Origin of the sequence: Pseudoxanthomonas sp. Root65, from assembly GCF_001427635.1 — a bacterium.
GTDB lineage: Bacteria > Pseudomonadota > Gammaproteobacteria > Xanthomonadales > Xanthomonadaceae > Pseudoxanthomonas_A.
In genome coordinates, this window is the sequence record NZ_LMHA01000001.1 from 2,306,980 (window position 1) to 2,324,695 (window position 17,716).

A 17,716-nucleotide genomic window follows, 5' to 3' on the forward strand; every position below is an offset into this window, starting at 1 on the left:
CATTCCTTGCGGTTACTCCAATCCCGCACTCATCGTCTTGGCCAGTGTGCCCTGCGCATCGTCGCCGCTGAGCTCCCAGAAGAACGCACCGCCCAGTCCCTGCACCTTCGTGTAGTTCATTTTCTCGGTGATGATCGCCGGGTTGTCGAACGACCAGAACGTGGTGCCGTTGTAGATCCAGTGCGCGCGCGCGACGGGATCGATGAAGCTGGGCCAGGCCAGGTTCTTCAGCACGCGGTAGTCCTCGTTGCCCGCTTCGTACGTGCCCGCGGCAGCGCTGCCGCTCTGGTACAGGCCGTTGTTGACGTTGGGCACATTGGTCCAGCCACGGCCGTAGAAACCGATGCCCAGGTTCAACTTCGACGCCGGCACGCCGCGCTGCAGGAAAGCCTCGACCGCATCATTGCTGTTGTAGAACCGGATGTCGCCGGTGGAAGGATCGTTGGGCGAATCGAACAGCGCCGAATGGTGGTTGGTGCGGGGTTCCCACGTGCCGTGGAAGTCGTAGCTCATGATGTTGATGAAATCCAGGTGCTGCGCGTACTGGCCCGGATCGGTGGCGGCGATCTTGTCGACGCCGGCACCCACCGCCACGGTGAGCAGCAGGCCGGGACGCACCGCGTTGAGCTGGCGGCGGAACTCGGCGAGCAGGGCGGTGAAGTTGGCGCGGTCCTCCGCCGATCCGCAGCTGAGGCCGCAGGCATTGGGATATTCCCAGTCCAGGTCGATGCCGTCGAACACCCCCAGCGCCGCGCCCGTGCCACCTGCGCCGTCGGTGACGGGCAGATTGCCGCGGATGTAGGCGTCGATGCACGAGGCCACGAAGGCCTGCCGGTTGGCGGGCCTGGCGGCCTCGGCGAAGCCGCGCGACCACGTCCAGCCGCCCAGCGAGATCAGCACTTTCAGGCCGGGATGCTTGGCCTTCAGTTCCTTCAGCTGGTTCCAGTTGCCGCGCAGCGGCTGGTCCCAGGTGTCGGCCACGCCGTCGACGCTTTCGGCCGCGCTGAAGGCCTTGGTGTAGTCGGCGAACGCATCGCCGCCGGCACCGGTGGCCTCGTTGGTGGGCTGGGTCACGCCGACCTCGCAGCGATTGTTGCGCACGTTGCCGAAGGCGTAGTTGATGTGGGTGAGCTTGGCGGCGGTACCGCTGGTGTCGATGTTCTTCACCCGGTAGTTGCGCGCGTAGATGCCCCACTGCACGAAGTAGCCGAGCAGCCGCTTGCTGCCGCCGCCTCCGGACGTGGTACTGCCGGTGATGCCCGCACTCTGTGCCGATGCGTTGCCGGCCGCGTCGCGCGCACGGACGGTGAAACTGTAGCTGGTGGCGGCGGCCAGTCCGGTCACGGTATAGGCAGGGCCGCTGGACGACCCGGCAAGCGTGCCATTGCGGTAGATGTCATATCCGGCCACGCCGGTGCCGCCGCTGTTGTCCGTGGAGGCGTTCCACGCCAGCGAGATGCTGCTGCCGGTCTGGCCGACCACGGCCAGATTGGCGGGCACCGACGGTGCGACGCTGTCGCTGATGGCCGATGTCGTTACGCTGATGGCGCCGCTCTGTGCGGAGGCATTGCCGGCATTGTCGCGTGCGCGGACCGTGAAGCTGTACGCGGTGCTGGCCGACAGTCCCGTGCTGGTGTAACTGGTGCCGGTGGCCGAGCCCGCGAGCGAGCCGTTCCGGTAGACGTCGTAACCGGCCACCCCGCTGCCACCGCTGTTGTCGGTGGAGGCATTCCATGCCAGCGACACGCTGGACGCGGTCTTCGATGGCGAGTTCAATCCGCCCGGTACGCTGGGCGCGACGGTGTCGGAGGCCGTGCCCACGGTGATCGTCGCGGTGGCCGACTGGGCGGTCGCGCCGCCGTTGTCGGTGGCGACCGCGCGGAAGGCATGGCTGCCGGCGGTCGCGTTGCTCCAACTGACGGTGTACGGCGATGCGGTATCCACGCCGAGTGACGTCGTGCCGCGGAAGAATTCCACGCGCGCGATGGTGCCGTCGCTGTCGCTGGCGGTGGCGCTGACGGTCACCGTGCTGCCGGTGGCGACCGATGCGCCGTTGGCGGGTGCCGTCAGCGTCACGCCGGGCGGCTGGTTGCTGCCGGTGCCGCACGCGCCCAGGTCCTGGTACCAGCCGCAGCTCGTGCAATGCGTCGGGGGTGCATTCCAGATCTGGATCTTCGCCTCGTAAAGCCGGTTCTGGTACACCAGCCGGTCGCCGGGGTTGTAGATGGTGGATGACGTCCACGCGGGTACGCCGCTGCAGCTGACGGTCTGCGCGTAGGCGCTGCCACTGGCGGTCATCGCCAGTGCTCCGATCAGCCAATAGATCCTGCCCAAGCTCCTCAACATGTTCACTCTCCCATAGCCGTGCGTAAGGTGAAGGTCGCGGACTGCGCAGGCAGTCCCCGTCGTGGCGGGTAGTGCGGTGTGGGGGCGGTCGGTGCGTGTCGGCATCGGCCGGTTGCCGGTATGCCGTACGCCGGCATGAACGGATGTGATGCAGTTGGACTATCGCAATTGTTGGCGCTGCAATGGCTGTGTCGCGCTGGTAAGCAGACGGAACCTGCCGGCGTGCGACATGCCATGCGTCAACCGTGGAGGCGCGTACGCAGGGCGCGCATCATCGCGCCCGCATTCACGCGTGCGGCGCACGGACACGCGGTGACCGCACGATGTCCCGTAGCGACCTGTCGATGGCGTGCCGGATGCGACGCTGGTCGTCGTTGTCTGGCGTGTGCATGCACTGTCCGCCCCGGCGTGAAGATGCCTGTTCGCTGTCGGTGACGACGCGGCCGACGGTTTGTCCGCCAACGGGATGTCGGGCAGCGAGCCCGGCAGTTCGCAGGGCAGGATCGGGCGGTCGTCGCGCGGTCGTCGACGTGCGCCTGCGTCGATGGTCTGCGCAGGGCACTGCGGCCGGTGATGCAGCCTCAGGGGTCGCCGGACTGCTGCAGGCGCAAGGCCCGCGCGGCCTGTTCCTCGTCCAGCGGCGGTGGGCGTGCGATCACCTCTTGCCGAGGTTCCTTCCAGCCGGGGATCTTGCGTGCGCCGGTTTGTATGCCTTTCGCCGCAAGTCCGGCCAGCACCGGCACGATGCCGCCGTTCTTGCCCAGTTGCTCCAGGCTGGTCGGTTCCTTCCAGCTGCGGTCGAAGACGGTGGGCTCGACCTCGACCGGATTCTCGAAGCGGTAGAGGTCCACCACTTCCTCCGGCTCGGGCCGGACGGTCAGGGTTTCAAGCGTCGTCGCATCGGCCTCGTCGGATGCCGCAACGGCGTCCTGCGCCAGCGCGCGCGATGCGGCCAGCCACAGCGCGGCCATCAGCGGCAACCGCATGCGTCAGCCGCCGTGGTGCGGCTTGATCGGCTTGAGCACGCCGTAGCGTTCCTTGTGCAGCTTGCCCTTGAGCGGCGGCAGGCCCAGCGGTTCCAGTGGCACCTGCGTATCGGGCAGGCGGTCCAGCAGGTCGCGGATCAGGGTGAGGCGGCCGATGCGCTGCTCGTTGAAGTCGACCAGCGTCCACGGCGCGTGCCTGGTATGGGTGGCCTTGAGCATGCTTTCGCGCGCGGCGGTGTAGTCGGCGTACTTCTCGCGCGCCTTCAGGTCGATCGGCGACAGCTTCCAGCTCTTCAACGGTTCTTCGGCGCGTTCGGCGAAGCGCTCTTCCTGCTGCGCCTGGTCCACGCACAGCCAGTACTTGAACAGCAGGATGCCGTCATCGGTGATCCCTTTCTCGAACACGGGCGCCTGCGCGAGGAAACGCGCGTGCTGCTCGTCGCTGCAGTAGCCCATCACCTTCTCCACGCCGGCGCGGTTGTACCAGCTGCGGTCGAACAGGACGATCTCGCCCGCCGCCGGCAGGTGCGTGATGTAGCGTTGGAAATACCACTGCGAGGCTTCGCGCTCGCTGGGCTTGGGCAGCGCCACCACGCGGCACTGGCGCGGGTTGAGGTGTTCGGTGATCGCGCCGATGGCGCCGCCCTTGCCAGCGGTGTCGCGGCCTTCCATCACCACCACGATGCGCGCACCGACATGCGAGGCCCAGCGTGCCATCGCGGCCAGCTCCAGTTGCAGCGGCTTGAGGCGGGCTTCGTATTCCTTGCGCTTGAGGGCTTTCATCGCGGCATCCTGTGCGGTGGTGGGGGAAGGGATTCAGCGCTTGCGGCGGGCGGTGTGGCCAGCCATGCCGCGGGCGACTTCGAGCAGCGCGCCCTGCTGGCGGGTGTTGAGCGCGCGGTAGGCGGCCAACAGGTCGTGTTCGCCCTGCGTGCGGGCGGGGTCCAGCGTGGTCGCCAGTTCCGACAGCAGGGCGCCGGCCGGAACACCGAACGCACGCGCCAGCGCGGCGAGCTGGTCGCCGCCGGGCAGCTTCTCGCCGGCGAGCCACGACTTCACCGTGGCCACGCCGGCACGCGGGATGGCGGCGGCGAGATCGGCGGCCGTCAGGCCGCTGGCCTTGGTGAGCAGACGCAGGGTGGCATCGAGGGACATCGCGGGCTCTCCTTGCTCATTCCTTCAGGCGGGGACGCAGCGTCGCCAGGTTGCAGGGGCGGGTGCGTGCATCGAGTTGGGCGCGGATGATCTTCTCCCACGCCGTGCGGCAGGCCGAGGTGGAGCCCGGCAGGCAGAAGATGAAGGTCTGGTTGGCCAGGCCGGCGAAGGCGCGCGACTGCAGCGACGAGGTGCCGATTTCCTCCACGCTCACATGCCGGAACAGTTCGCCGAAGCCGGGCATTTCCTTGTCCAGCAGCGGCAGCAGCGCCTCGGGCGTGGAATCGCGACCGGTGAAGCCAGTGCCGCCGGTCACCAGGATGCCGTCGACGTCCGGATCGGCGATCCATTGCGAGACGCATGCGCGCAGCCGGTAACGGTCGTCGGGCAGCAGGACGCGGTCGTGCAGGTGGTGGCCTTCCTGCGTCAGTGCTTCGGCGAGGTAATCGCCGGAACGGTCGTCGGCGAGGCTGCGGCTGTCGGAGACGGTCAGCACGCACAGGTGCAGCGGGATCAGGGCATCGGCATGGCTCATGCGCGCAGGGTAGCGCAATCGCGGGTCAGTCGAGTGGCGCGGGCGGCAGGCCCGCGCGCTGCCGGTCCGCCATGCGCCGGGCGATGTCGGCGAAGCCTTCCACGAAGCGCGGCATGTCGAACAGTGGTGCGTCCACGCGTGCGTTCTGCAGGCGCGTGCGCAGCTCCGCGCGCGCCGCGGCATCGTGGCCCAGCCGGATCGCCGCGGCGACGAACGCCGCGTCGTCGGCCACGTTCATGTCGTCCAGACCGAGATGATGGTTGAGGCTGCCGGCCACGCGCGCGGCGAACGTCTCGCCGGGGCAGGTCAACACCGGACAGCCGGCCCACAGAGCATCGGACGCGGTGGTATGCGCGTTGTACGGATGCGTGTCGAGGAACAGGTCGGCATGCCGGTAGCGCGCCAGATAGTCCGCATGGGGCTGCTTGCGCATGAACACCAGCCGCGCCGGATCCACGCCGTGCGCCTGTGCTGCCGCGCGCAGGCGATCATCGGCAAGGCCTGGCCCGGACAGCAGCCACAGCACGCTGCCTTCAACGCCGGCGAGCACGTGCAACATCCGCGTCATGCTGCGTGGATTCATCTTGTAGCTGTTGTTGAAGCAGGCATAGACCACGCCGACAGCAGGCAGCCCGCAGGCTTCGCGTGACGGAGGCGTGTCGATCGCGCGACGGGTGTCCGACGGCTGGAAGGCGCCGGGCAGCCAGGCGACCGCTTCGCTAAAGCCCGGCGTCAACGCAGCGGGCAGGGCGAAACGGTCCGCCAGCACGTAGTCGATCCACAGCGCGCCGGACGTGCCGGGATAAGCCAGCCAGTTGACCTGCACGGGCGCCGGCCGCATCGCCAGTACTTCCGGCGTGCCACCGCCGCCCCAGCCGCGTAGGTCGTACAGCACGTCGATGCGCTGATCGCGGATGGCCTGCGCGATGCGCGCGTGCGGTTGTCCGGAGAGGTCGTGCAACTGCGTCGCTGCCTGCAACCGTTGCCGGATCGGACTGCCATCATCGGGTGAGAGCGCGAACAGGTGCGCGGCCAGCGCGTCCTGCGCCTTCAGGGCTTCGAAGAAGGCGACCGTCAGCAGACCCGTGGGATGCGCGCCGAAGCCGTTGGACAGGAAGCCAAGGCGGAGCGGGGTGTCCGCCGGCGCGCGCGGGGCCGGCGGCAGCGGCCGGATCACCGATGCGAGCGCCTGCGCACGCTGACGCGCGCAAGCCAGCTGTTCGTCCGCGCTGGCGTCTTCGCTGAGGAAGGCGAACGGTTCCACGACTCCGTTGCCTTCGCGCACGGCGCGACGCACCTGCGCCGACAGCGCATCCAGCTCGCGCCAGTCGCACAGCTTGCGGCGCCAGTTGAGCAGATGGGCGGCGAACATCGGCTCGTTCGGCACCACCCGGTAGGCGTGTTCGTAGGCCTGCGCGGCGGCTTCGGCTTCACCGGCGTCTTCCAGTGCATGGCCCAGCCACAGCGCAATGCCGGGATGCTGCGGCGCTTGCGCGGCGGCCTCGCTCAACGCCTGCGCGGCCTGCACGTGCCGACCCGACAGCCAGTGGCTGCGGCCGAGCCGCGCGAGGGCTTCGGGATGGCGGGGGCGGAGATTCAACGCGCGCTCGGCGGCGCGCTGCCCTGCATCGGCGTCGCCGTGGTCGAGCTCGGCATCGGACAGCATCACCCACGCGATGAAGTCCTGCGGGGCTCGCTGCACCCGCTGCCGCAGTTGCGCGCGTTCGTCGCGCGGGCCTTCAGCGGCCATCGCGATTTCCGGGGCCCATGCCGCAGGTGCTATATGCAGCGGGAGAGGTCGCGGCGATCATGCATGCAGCCTAGCGACGGGCGACCGTGCACGACAAGTCGCGGATGCCTGGATCTCCGAATGGGGGAGCGACGTCAGTCGCGATCTCGACAGCCTGTTCGCGACTGACGTCGCTCCCACAGTAGGGAAATCAGTGTTCACCGCCGCGGTCAGAGCGGCAGGCGGAAGCGCAGCGTGCCGTCGTACGCGGCCCAGCCCATCGAGCGGTACAGCGCCTGTGCGTTGGCATTGTCGTGGTCGGTTTCCAGTTCCAGTCGCAGCGCGCCATCGGCGCGGGCGAAATCCGCGGCCGCCGACAGCAACGCGCGGGCCACGCCGTTGCGGCGTGCGTCCGGCGTCACGAACAAATCGTTGAGTGTCCAGACGCGCGCCGCGCTGACCGACGAGTACGTGGGATACAGCTGGGTGAAGCCGACGGCCCGCTCGTCGATCCACGCCAGCAGCACGACGGATTCGTCGCGTTCCATGCGGGCGCGGATGAAATCGCGCGCCAGCGCCAAGTCGGAGGGCTGGCCGTAGAACCCGCGGTACTGGTCGAACAGGTCGACGACGACGTCCAGGTGCGTCAGTCCGGTGCGGCGCACGACGGGATTCATGCGGCCTCCGTCAGGCGAGCGAGTTCGTCGGCCAGGTGCTCGCGACTGAGCCGGTCGATCAGTTCGTCCAGGTTGCCCTGGATGATGTTGGGCAGGTCGTACAGTGTGAGTCCTTCGACGCGGTGGTCAGTGATGCGGCCCTGCGGGAAGTTGTAGGTGCGGATGCGCTGGCTGCGGTCGCCGCTGCCGACCTGCAGCTTGCGCGTCTCCGCCTGCGCGGCCTGCTGTTTGCTGCGTTCGGCGTCGAGCAGCTGCGCCTTCAGTCGCTTCATCGCCTTGTCGCGGTTGGCGTGCTGGCTGCGCTCGGTCTGGCATTCCACCACCACGCCGCTGGGCACATGGGTGATGCGGATGGCGGACTCGGTCTTGTTGACGTGCTGGCCGCCGGCGCCGGAGGAGCGGAACGTGTCGACCTTCAGGTCGGCAGGATTGATGACGATGTCGTCCACCTCGTCCACATCGGGGATGATCGCCACCGTCGCCGCCGACGTATGGATGCGGCCCTGCGATTCGGTTTCCGGCACACGCTGCACGCGATGGGTGCCGGATTCGAACTTGAGCCTGGAATAGGCGCCGCGACCGACGATCCGCGCCACGATTTCCTTGTAGCCGCCGTGTTCGCCGGGGCTGTCGGATTCGATCTCGACCTTCCAGCCCTGACGCTCGGCGTAGCGCGCGTACATGCGGAACAGGTCGCCGGCGAAGATCGCGGCCTCGTCGCCGCCGGTGCCGGCGCGCACTTCCAGGAACAGGTTGCCCTCGTCGCGGTTGTCCTTGGGCAGCAGCAGCAACATCAGCTCCTCGTCGAGTTGCGTCAGGCGCTGCTGGGCGGCGGCGATCTCCTCGTCGGCCAGTTCGGCCAGTTCCGGGTCGGTGCGCATCGCCTGCGCGGCGGCGAGGTCGGCCTGTGCGCGGTTTTCCTCCGCCATCGCGGTGGCCACCGGCTCCAGCTGTGAGAACTCGCGCGAGAGATTGCGGAAGCGCTCGCTGTCGCCGATCACGCCGGGGTCGGCGAGCAGGCGTTCGAGTTCTTCCCGGCGTTCGGCCAGCGCTTCGAGCTTACGGCGCAGCGTCGGCGTCATCGTCTTTCTTCAGATGGGTATAGGGCGGGTGCGCGGGGAACAGGCGGTCGGCGGCGCGCGCCAGGTCGGCATCGCCGCTCATCGCAGCCTCGCGCAGGGCGGCGGTCGGCGGATGCAGCAGGCGGTTGGTCAGCGTGTGGGCGAGGAATTCGAGTACCTGCTCCGGTTCGCGGCCGTTGGCGAGCTGCTGGCGGGCTTTCGCCAGCACGTCCTCGCGGGTGGATTCGCCCAACGCACGCAGGCGCTTGAGCGGTTCTTGGCGCGATCCGGCGAGCAGGCTCTCCATGAAGCGGCCGACCTGCACGTCGATGATCGCCTCGGCGGCGTCGGCGGCTTCGCGCCGGCTGCGGCGGTTGTCCTCGACCGCGCGTTCCAGGTCGTCGACGGTGTAGAGATAGGCATCGCGTAGCTCGGCCACCGAGGCCTCGATGTCGCGCGGCACGGCCAGGTCGAACAGCAGCATGGGCTTGTGCTTGCGCTTGGCCAGCGCGGCGGCGACCTGGGCCTGCAGCACGACGGGTTCGCGCGCGGCGGTGGCGGAAAACACCACGTCGGCTTCGGCCAGGTGCCGTTCCAGTTCGGTCAGAGGCAGGGCGTAACCACCGTGGCGGGTGGCCAGTTCCTGCGCATGCGCCAGCGTGCGGTTGGCGACCAGCAGCCGGCGCACCTTGCCTTCGCTCAGGTGCTTGGCGGCCAGTTCGATGGTCTCACCGGCGCCGACCAGCAGCACCGTGGATTCGCTGAGGCGGGCGAAGGAGTTCTGCGCCAGCCGCACGGCGGTGGAGGCGACCGAGACCGGGTTGGCGCCCACCCGCGTGTCGGTGCGCGCGCGCTTGGCCACGGCAAAGGTCTGCTGGAACAGGCGGTCCAGGCGGTTGCCCAGCGCGCCGTGTTCGCGAGCCGTGGCCCAGGCTTCCTTCACCTGGCCCAGGATCTGCGGCTCACCCAGCACCATCGAGTCCAGTCCGGTGGCCACCCGGAACAGGTGGCGCACGGCGTCGGCGTCGCTGTGCCGGTAGAGATAGCCTTCCAGGCCGTCGGCATGGGTGGCCAGCCAGCTCGCCAGCACGTCGCCGTCCTCGGCCACCGCATACAGCTCGGTGCGGTTGCAGGTGGACAGCAGGGCGGCCTCGACCACGTCGGGCAGCGCACGCAGCGACGACAGCGCGTGCGGCACCGTGCCGGCGTCGAACGCCACCCGTTCGCGCAGGTCGACCGGCGCGGTCTGGTGGTTCAATCCGAGGACCCACAACGTCATCGTTCAGGCGCTTGCAGTAAGCTGCTGGCTCATATCAGGGCCGCCATTTTACGGCCGACGTGACGTTCATGCCCGAAATGATTCGCAGCTGGATCGCCGTGCTGGTTCTCGCGCTTGCCGCACCGTCCGCCATCGCCGCGTCCGCGGCCTCACCGGCGGACACGCGGGACGATGCACTGGCCACCGTCATGGCGGGTGAGTTCGCCCTGCAGGCCGGTCAGTTGCCGGAAGCGGCCCACTGGTACCTGGATGCGGCCAAGCGGGGCGACGATGCCGGACTCGCCGAGCGCGCCACCCGGATCGCGCTGCTGGCGAAGGACGATGCCCGGGCCACCGAAGCGCTGGCGCTGTGGCGGGCCCGTTCCCCGCGCACGCTGGCCCTGCGTGGTGCCGAGGCGACGCTGGCGCTGCGCCAGGGACAGGCGCGCATCGCACGCCGGGAACTGGCCGCGCTGATGAAGGATGCCGATGACCGCGGCTGGCGGTATGCGCTCGCGGCGCTGGGCAGCGGCGGCAAGGATCCGGCGCTGGCACCGCGGCTGCTGAAGGAACTGGTGGACGACGGCGCCATCCCGAACAAGCTGCAGCCCTGGCTCGGCTTTTCCGTGCTTGCCCAGCAACTGGACCAGCCGGCCCTGGCCGAGCGCATGGTCGGCGGCATGGTGAAGCGCTTTTCCGGCGAGCCGCTGGTGGCGTTGCTGCAGGCGAGCCAGCTACTGCAGGCCGACCGCAAGCAGGAGGCGCGCACGGTACTGGATGGCCTGCTGCCGAAAGCGGCGACCGACCCCGCCCTGCGGCTCAAGCTGGCCGAGGAATACGACCGGCTGGGTGATCCGGCGGCGGCCTCGCGCGCCATGGGGCAGGGGCCGCAGGACACGCTGACCTACGGGTTGCGTGCGCAGCTGCTGGCCAAGGCCGACGACAAGACGGCACTGGCTGCCCTGTACGAAGAGCTGAAGCGCGCCGGCGCGGACCAGCCGACCCAGTACAGTCCGGATCGCCGTTTGCTGCTCGGCCAGATGGCCGAATTCCTCGAGCGCCATGAAGAAGCGCTCACCTGGTACCGCAGCGTGCCGGCGGGCGAACAACGGGCCGAAGCCCGGCTGCGTGCGATCAAGACGCTGTTTGACCTCAAGCGCAACGACGAGGCCTTCGCCGACGCCCGCACGCTGCAGGGCGACGCCAGCGTGGAGGACGGCACGCGCCGCGACGCCTACCTGATGGAAGCCGAGCTGCGCCAGAAAGACGGCCAGGACGCGGGCGAACTGGAGGTGTTCGCGCGAGGCCTGGCCGCCTATCCGGACGACCTGGCTTTGCTGTATTCGCGCGGACTGGCTTGGGAACGGCGCGACCGCATCGACCATGCGGAAGCCGACTTCCGCCGCATCCTGGTGATCGAACCCGACAACGTGGCCGCGCTCAATGCGCTGGGCTACACGCTGGCCGACCGCACCACGCGCTATCAGGAGGCGCTAGAGCTGATCGATCGGGCGCGCACCGCCGTGCCGGACGATGCGGCCATCATCGACAGCTACGGCTGGGTGCTGTACCGGCTCGGCCGCCATGCGGAGGCGCTGGTCGAGCTGCGGCGGGCGTTCACGCTGCAGAAAGACCCCGAAATCGCCGCCCACGTGGCCGAGGTGCTGTGGGTGATGGGGCAGAAGGACGAGGCGCGCCGCTACTTCGAGGAGGCGCGCAAGCTCGACCCCGACAACCGCTCGCTGCTGCGGGCGCTGGAGAAGACAGGCGCATGAAGGTTTCTGGATTCCTGCTGGCGGGGCTGGCGGCCCTTTCGATGGCCGGCTGCGCCACGCGCGGCCCGGCGGTGGATTCTCCTGCCCTGCGCGATCCCGACGCGCTGGCGGCGGCGCAGGCCGGCCAGGCCACCCGCGCGGCGTGGTTGGCGTCGCAGCCGGACTGGTCGTTCGCGGGCCGGGTCGCGGTCAACGCCAACGGCAAGGGCGGCAGTGGCCGCCTCGATTGGCAGCAGACCGGCGCAACCTATCGGGTCGCCCTGAGTGCCCCGATCACCCGGCAGAGCTGGCGCCTGAGTGGCGACCTGCCCACCGGCGCCGCGCGCCTGGAGGGGCTGGAAGGCGGGCCGCGCGAGGGGGGCGATGCCGATCGCCTGCTGCGCGAGGCCACCGGCTGGGACATCCCGGTCGCCTCGATGGTGCACTGGGCCCGCGGTGTCGTCGATCCGGCGACGCCGGCCGAGGGCATCGAGTTCGACAACGATGGCCGCGTGCGGACCCTGACGCAGCAGGGCTGGCGGGTGGACTATCTGGACTGGTTCCCGGCCGAAGGCGCCCAGCCGGTCATGCCGCGACGGATGGAGGCGCGCCGTCAGGGCGCGACGGTGAAGGTCGCCGTCGACCAGTGGCAGCTGGCGCCGCAGTGAGCGTCTTCCCGGCCGACGAGGGCTGGTCGGCCTGGCCGGCGCCGGCCAAGCTCAACCTGACCCTGCAGATCGTGGGTCGCCGCGACGACGGCTACCATCTGTTGCAGACCGTGTTCCGGCTGCTGGACTGGGGCGACACGATCCATCTACGGCCGCGTGCCGATGGCGATATCAGGCGAGTGGGGGAGTCCGCACCCGGCGTCGCCGAAGCTGATGATCTCGTCATCCGTGCCGCCAAGCTGCTGAAAAAGGAAGCCAATGTCAGCGAAGGTGCCGACATTGGCGTCGAAAAGCGCATTCCGGCAGGGGGTGGCTTCGGGGGCGGCTCGTCGGATGCCGCCACCGTGCTGGTGGCCCTCGATGACCTGTGGGGTTGCGGGTTGGGGCCGGATCGGCTGGCGGCGCTGGGGCTGAAACTGGGTGCGGATGTGCCTGTCTTCGTGCGGGGTGAGAATGCCTGGGCCGAGGGCGTGGGCGAGATATTGACCCCGCTGACGCTGCAGTCGGCGGCGTATCTGCTGGTCGATCCTGGCGTCCATGTGCCCACGGCGGCCCTTTTCGCATCACAGGATTTGACGCGTGATGCTGCACCCGCGAAAATATCGGACTTCGTTTCGGGATCACTGCTCGGCAACGCGTTCGAGCCGGTCGTGCGTCGCCGGGAGCCTGCCATCGAGGCGGTCTTCCAGGCCCTTTCGCACATCGGTACGCCACGTTTGACGGGTTCCGGCGGCGGCTGCTTCGTGGAGTTCGCCGACCGGGCCTCTGCCGAGGCTGCGCTGGCGACCTTGCCGTCCGGGCTGCGTGCCTGGGTGGTGGAGGGCGCCGCGCGATCGCCACTGCTGCGCGCGCTGGAGCAGGTTCGCGGGACGGAGAAAAACGCCTAGGGGCGTCGCCAAGTGGTTAAGGCACCGGGTTTTGATCCCGGCATTCGTAGGTTCGAATCCTTCCGCCCCTGCCAATTCATCAGTTTCACGCCGCGCCTGCCGAGACGACCCATGCAAGACGAACGCAACCTGCTTGTCTTCTCCGGCAACGCCAACAAGCCGTTGGCGAACAGCATCTGCCGCGAGCTGGGCGTGCGGCCGGGCAAGGCGCTGGTGTCGCGCTTCTCCGACGGCGAAGTCCAGGTCGAGATCCAGGAGAACGTCCGCCGGCAGGAAGTCTTCGTCGTGCAGCCCACCTGCGCGCCGAGCGCGGAAAACCTGGTGGAACTGCTGGTCCTGATCGATGCGCTGAAGCGCGCCTCGGCCAGCAGCGTCACCGCGGTGGTGCCTTACTTCGGCTATGCCCGCCAGGATCGCCGCATGCGCTCCTCGCGCGTGCCGATCACGGCCAAGGTGGCGGCGAAGATGTTCGGCGCCGTCAGTGCCGACCGTGTGCTGACGGTGGACCTGCACGCCGACCAGATCCAGGGATTCTTCGATATTCCGGTCGACAACGTGTACGCCTCCCCGCTGCTGCTGGCCGACATCTGGCGCGCCTACGGCACGGAGAACCTGCTGGTCGTTTCGCCCGACGTCGGCGGCGTGGTCCGCGCCCGCGCGGTCGCCAAGCGCCTCGATGACGCCGACCTCGCGATCATCGACAAGCGCCGTCCGCGCGCCAACGTGGCCACGGTGATGAACATCATCGGCGACGTGGAAGGCAAGGACTGCGTGCTGGTGGACGACATCGTCGACACCGCGGGCACGCTCTGCGCCGCGGCGGCCGCGCTCAAGCAGCACGGCGCCAACAAGGTGGCGGCGTACTGTACCCACCCCGTGCTCTCCGGCCCGGCGGTGGACAACCTGAACAACTCGGTGCTCGACGAGCTCGTCGTCACCGATACCATCCCGCTCTCGCCCCAGGCGCAGGGCTGCAGCAAGATCCGCCAGCTGTCGGTGGCGGAACTGCTGGCGGAAACGATCCGCCGCATCGCCTTCGGCGAGTCGGTCAGTTCGCTGTACGTGGATTGAGTCTCTGCCGCGCGCTGGAACCTCGGCGGGCGGCTTCTCGGGTTCATCTGGTCGCGGATGAACCTTCATCAGATCGCCACCCGGCGGTCCAACAACTAGGTAGTGAAGCAAATGGCTAAGACACATGAAATCAAGGTCGAGCGCCGCGCAGACGAGGGTAAGGGTGCGAGCCGCCGCCTCCGTCACGCGGGCACCGTGCCTGCCATCGTCTACGGTGGCGAACTGAAGCCGGTCAGCATCCAGCTGAACCACAACGAGGTCTGGCTGGCCTCGCAGCACGACTGGTTCTACTCGTCGATCCTGGATCTGAGCCTCAATGGCGACATCCAGAAGGTGCTGCTGCGTGACATGCAGCGCCACCCGTTCAAGCAGCAGATCATGCACCTGGACTTCCAGCGCGTGAACGAGAACGAGACGCTGCGCACCGCCGTGCCGCTGCACTTCCTCAACGAAGACAAGTCGCCGGCCGGCAAGTCCGCCGAAGTCGTGGTCACCCACGAGCTGAACGAAGTCGTCGTCGAGTGCCTGCCGAAGGACCTGCCGGAATTCATCGAGATCGACCTGGCCGACCTGGCCATCGGTGCGGTGATCCACCTGTCCGACGTCAAGCTGCCGGCCGGTGTGGTCATCCCCGAGCTGAAGCTGGGCAAGGAACACGACGTCGCGGTCGTGATCGCCAAGCACGGCAAGGAAGAGGTCGAGGAAGCGCCGGCCGAGTCGGCCGACGTGCCGGCCGCCAAGGTCGCCAAGAAGGACGACAAGTAATCGCGTGAGCCTGCGCCCGCTCCGGCGGGTGCAGGTGCGCGGTGCGTCCCCATGGCAGGCTTGCGCCTCATCGTCGGACTGGGCAATCCCGGTGCCGAACATGCCCGAACCCGGCACAACGCCGGGTTCCATTTTGTCGACGCCCTGGCGGAACGGCAGGGTGAGCGGTTCGGGCTGGACAGCAAGCTGTTCGGTGAGACCGCCAAGGTCGTGGTCGCCGGTCAGCCGGTGTGGCTGCTGAAGCCGGCCACCTACATGAATCTCAGTGGCAAGTCGGTCGCGGCGGCGCTGCGCTTCTGGAAGATCGCCCCGGAAGAGGCGCTGCTGGCGCATGATGAGCTGGACCTGGCGCCCGGCGCGGCGCGGCTCAAGTTCGATGGCGGCCACGGCGGCCAGAACGGCCTGCGCGACACCATCCAGCACCTGGGCCATGGCAAGTTCCACCGGCTGCGGATCGGCATCGGCCATCCCGGCCACAAGGACCGGGTGACCGGCTGGGTGCTGGGCAAGCCGGGCAAGGACGATGAAATCCTGATCGCCCGCGCGATCGATGACGCGCTGGACGTGTTGCCGCTCGCGGTGGCGGGCAACTTCATGGACGCGATGACGCGGTTGCATACTGTGAAGCAGGGTTGAGTGGAGAGCAGTGAGGAGTGAGGGCGCGCGCCACTCACTCCTGACTTCTCACGACTCACTCCTCGAATATGGGCATCAAATGCGGCATCGTGGGCCTGCCGAACGTCGGCAAGTCCACCCTGTTCAACGCGCTGACCAAGGCGGGCATCGCCGCGGCCAACTTCCCGTTCTGCACCATCGAGCCGAACGTGGGCGTGGTGCCGGTGCCGGATCCGCGCCTCAACCAGTTGGCCGAGATCGTCAAGCCACAGAAGGTCATCCCGACGGCGGTCGAGTTCGTCGACATCGCCGGCCTGGTGGCGGGCGCCGCCAGTGGCGAGGGTCTGGGCAACAAGTTCCTGGCGCACATCCGCGAAGTGGATGCGATCACCCATGTGGTGCGCTGCTTCGAGAACGACGACGTCATCCACGTCAACAACCGCATCGATCCGCTCTCGGACATCGACACCATCGATACCGAGCTGGCGCTGGCCGATCTGGAGAGCGTCGAGAAGGCGCTCAACCGCGCCGAGCGCTCCGCCAAGCAGGGCGAGAAGGATGCGATCGCCCGCAAGCCCGTGCTGCAGAAGCTGCAGGCCGGCCTCAACGACGGCAAGCCGGGCCGCGCGCTGGGCCTGGACGAGGAGGAGAAGGGGCTGGTCCGCGACCTGTTCCTGCTGACCCTGAAGCCGGTGATGTACGTGGCCAACGTGCTGGAGGACGGGTTCGAGAACAACCCGCACCTGGACGCCGTGCGCGCCCGCGCCGCGACCGAGGGTGCGCAGGTGGTGCCGGTCTCGGCCGCCATCGAGGAAGAGCTGTCCCAGCTGGACGATGCCGACCGGGATGCATTCCTGACCGATCTGGGCCTGGACGAGCCGGGCCTGAACCGGGTGATCCGGGCGGCCTATACGTTGCTGGGTCTGCAGACCTATTTCACCGCCGGCGTGAAGGAAGTGCGTGCCTGGACCGTCAGGGCCGGCTCGACCGCGCCCCAGGCGGCGGCCGTGATCCATACCGATTTCGAGAAAGGCTTCATCCGCGCCGAGACCATCGCCTTCGACGACTTCCTGAAGTACAAGGGCGAAGCCGGTGCCCGCGACGCCGGGCGCCTGCGGCTGGAAGGCAAGGAATATCGCGTGCAGGAAGGCGATGTCCTGCATTTCCGGTTCAACGTCTGAGAAAAAAATGTGTCCGGCGCGTTGACAGACGGGTCGGTACCCGCCAAAATCTCGGGCTGTTTCACCCTGGTTTGATTTGGCCCCCGGCCCAGTCAGTCCGGTGATCCCGGAGGGATACCCAAGCGGCCAACGGGGGCAGACTGTAAATCTGCTGGCTTACGCCTTCGGTGGTTCGAATCCACCTCCCTCCACCAGTTTTCGTTGTTGTTTGGCGTTGTAGTGGTCTCCCGGTGCGGGAGTAGTTCAATGGTAGAACTGTAGCCTTCCAAGCTACTAGTGCGGGTTCGATTCCCGTCTCCCGCTCCACTGAACATCCGTGCAGGACCTGCGGCAATCCAGGCGACACAACCGGTTTCACGCTCACGTAGCTCAGTCGGTAGAGCACCTCCTTGGTAAGGAGGAGGTCGAAGGTTCGATTCCTTTCGTGAGCACCACTTCCATCCATTGATCCACTCGAGAACCAGCAGCCATGGCAAAGGGTAAGTTCGAACGCACCAAGCCCCACGTGAACGTGGGCACGATTGGTCACGTTGACCACGGCAAGACGACGCTGACGGCGGCGCTGACAATGGCAAAGGGTAAGTTCGAACGCACCAAGCCCCACGTGAACGTGGGCACGATTGGTCACGTTGACCACGGCAAGACGACGCTGACGGCGGCGCTGACGAAGATCGGCGCGGAGCGTTTCGGTGGCGAGTTCAAGGCCTATGACGCGATCGACGCGGCGCCGGAAGAGAAGGCGCGCGGCATCACGATCTCCACGGCCCACGTGGAATACGAATCGGCGGCGCGCCACTACGCGCACGTGGATTGCCCGGGCCACGCCGACTACGTGAAGAACATGATCACCGGTGCGGCCCAGATGGACGGCGCGATCCTGGTGTGCTCGGCCGCYGACGGCCCGATGCCGCAGACCCGCGAGCACATCCTGCTCTCGCGCCAGGTCGGTGTGCCGTACATCGTCGTGTTCCTGAACAAGGCCGACATGGTGGACGACGCCGAGCTGCTGGAGCTGGTGGAGATGGAAG

17 protein-coding genes and 4 tRNA genes are annotated in these 17,716 nt (G+C 68.0%); 12 read left to right on the plus strand and 9 right to left on the minus strand.

The window, feature by feature from the left end; all coding sequences use genetic code 11:
- Positions 1-12 precede the first annotated feature (12 nt).
- The 9 genes from ASD77_RS18670 to hemA all read right to left on the minus strand — a co-directional run bounded on the left by ASD77_RS18670 (position 13) and on the right by hemA (position 9,768).
- Positions 13-2,346 (minus strand): glycosyl hydrolase family 18 protein, encoded by a 2,334-nt coding sequence (locus ASD77_RS18670; RefSeq protein ID WP_327194188.1) that lies wholly within the window; start codon positions 2,344-2,346, stop codon positions 13-15.
- 581 nt (positions 2,347-2,927) lie between these two features.
- Positions 2,928-3,332, minus strand: coding sequence for a hypothetical protein (locus ASD77_RS10315; protein ID WP_055940713.1), 405 nt, complete (start codon positions 3,330-3,332; stop codon positions 2,928-2,930).
- A 3-nt stretch (positions 3,333-3,335) separates the two neighbouring features.
- Complete coding sequence (gene ppk2 / locus ASD77_RS10320; RefSeq protein ID WP_055940717.1) at positions 3,336-4,115, minus strand: polyphosphate kinase 2; 780 nt, start codon at positions 4,113-4,115, stop codon at positions 3,336-3,338.
- Between the two features lie 33 nt (positions 4,116-4,148).
- The gene (locus ASD77_RS10325; protein WP_055940720.1) at positions 4,149-4,487 is read right to left on the minus strand and encodes a helix-turn-helix domain-containing protein; all 339 of its coding nucleotides are present in this window, start codon (positions 4,485-4,487) and stop codon (positions 4,149-4,151) included.
- 16 nt (positions 4,488-4,503) lie between these two features.
- Positions 4,504-5,022, minus strand: coding sequence for a molybdenum cofactor biosynthesis protein B (moaB, locus tag ASD77_RS10330; protein WP_055940723.1), 519 nt, complete (start codon positions 5,020-5,022; stop codon positions 4,504-4,506).
- A 25-nt stretch (positions 5,023-5,047) separates the two neighbouring features.
- Positions 5,048-6,772, minus strand: a complete 1,725-nt coding sequence (locus tag ASD77_RS10335) for a tetratricopeptide repeat protein (protein WP_055940727.1) — start codon at positions 6,770-6,772, stop codon at positions 5,048-5,050.
- Between the two features lie 209 nt (positions 6,773-6,981).
- A complete protein-coding gene (locus tag ASD77_RS10340; protein ID WP_055940730.1) occupies positions 6,982-7,428 on the minus strand; it encodes a GNAT family N-acetyltransferase in 447 nt (148 codons plus the stop codon).
- Positions 7,425-8,510, minus strand: a complete 1,086-nt coding sequence (gene prfA, locus ASD77_RS10345) for a peptide chain release factor 1 (RefSeq protein ID WP_055940733.1) — start codon at positions 8,508-8,510, stop codon at positions 7,425-7,427. Before prfA ends, ASD77_RS10340 begins: the two co-directional genes overlap by 4 nt.
- Positions 8,488-9,768, minus strand: a complete 1,281-nt coding sequence (gene hemA / locus ASD77_RS10350) for a glutamyl-tRNA reductase (protein WP_055940735.1) — start codon at positions 9,766-9,768, stop codon at positions 8,488-8,490. The genes prfA and hemA overlap by 23 nt, the downstream gene beginning before the upstream one ends.
- Before the next feature lie 68 nt (positions 9,769-9,836).
- Here hemA and ASD77_RS10355 point away from each other — a divergent pair, with 68 nt between their 5' ends.
- The 12 genes from ASD77_RS10355 to ASD77_RS10410 all read left to right on the plus strand — a co-directional run.
- Entirely contained in the window at positions 9,837-11,522 is a 1,686-nt protein-coding gene (locus ASD77_RS10355) for a tetratricopeptide repeat protein (RefSeq protein WP_055941265.1), read from the plus strand.
- Positions 11,519-12,169 carry a lipoprotein insertase outer membrane protein LolB gene (lolB, locus tag ASD77_RS10360; protein ID WP_055940738.1) on the plus strand — a complete coding sequence of 217 codons (651 nt, stop codon included), beginning with the start codon at positions 11,519-11,521 and terminating at the stop codon, positions 12,167-12,169. Before ASD77_RS10355 ends, lolB begins: the two co-directional genes overlap by 4 nt.
- The gene (gene ispE / locus ASD77_RS10365) at positions 12,166-13,056 is read left to right on the plus strand and encodes a 4-(cytidine 5'-diphospho)-2-C-methyl-D-erythritol kinase (protein ID WP_055940743.1); all 891 of its coding nucleotides are present in this window, start codon (positions 12,166-12,168) and stop codon (positions 13,054-13,056) included. The genes lolB and ispE overlap by 4 nt, the downstream gene beginning before the upstream one ends.
- A tRNA-Gln gene (locus ASD77_RS10370) sits at positions 13,055-13,130 on the plus strand. The genes ispE and ASD77_RS10370 overlap by 2 nt, the downstream gene beginning before the upstream one ends.
- Positions 13,131-13,167: 37 nt before the next feature.
- Positions 13,168-14,127, plus strand: coding sequence for a ribose-phosphate diphosphokinase (locus ASD77_RS10375; RefSeq protein ID WP_055940747.1), 960 nt, complete (start codon positions 13,168-13,170; stop codon positions 14,125-14,127).
- 111 nt (positions 14,128-14,238) lie between these two features.
- Entirely contained in the window at positions 14,239-14,892 is a 654-nt protein-coding gene (locus ASD77_RS10380; protein ID WP_055940750.1) for a 50S ribosomal protein L25/general stress protein Ctc, read from the plus strand.
- A 51-nt stretch (positions 14,893-14,943) separates the two neighbouring features.
- Entirely contained in the window at positions 14,944-15,528 is a 585-nt protein-coding gene (gene pth, locus ASD77_RS10385; RefSeq protein ID WP_055940752.1) for an aminoacyl-tRNA hydrolase, read from the plus strand.
- 68 nt (positions 15,529-15,596) lie between these two features.
- Positions 15,597-16,688, plus strand: a complete 1,092-nt coding sequence (gene ychF, locus ASD77_RS10390; protein ID WP_055940753.1) for a redox-regulated ATPase YchF — start codon at positions 15,597-15,599, stop codon at positions 16,686-16,688.
- A gap of 108 nt (positions 16,689-16,796) precedes the next feature.
- Positions 16,797-16,882: transfer RNA gene (locus ASD77_RS10395), tRNA-Tyr, on the plus strand.
- Positions 16,883-16,920: 38 nt separating this feature from the next.
- Positions 16,921-16,994 (plus strand) — tRNA-Gly (locus tag ASD77_RS10400).
- Between the two features lie 52 nt (positions 16,995-17,046).
- Positions 17,047-17,122, plus strand: a tRNA-Thr gene (locus ASD77_RS10405).
- 35 nt (positions 17,123-17,157) lie between these two features.
- On the plus strand, positions 17,158-17,716 hold a 559-nt coding region (locus ASD77_RS10410; RefSeq protein WP_156383550.1), incomplete at its 3' end, for a GTP-binding protein.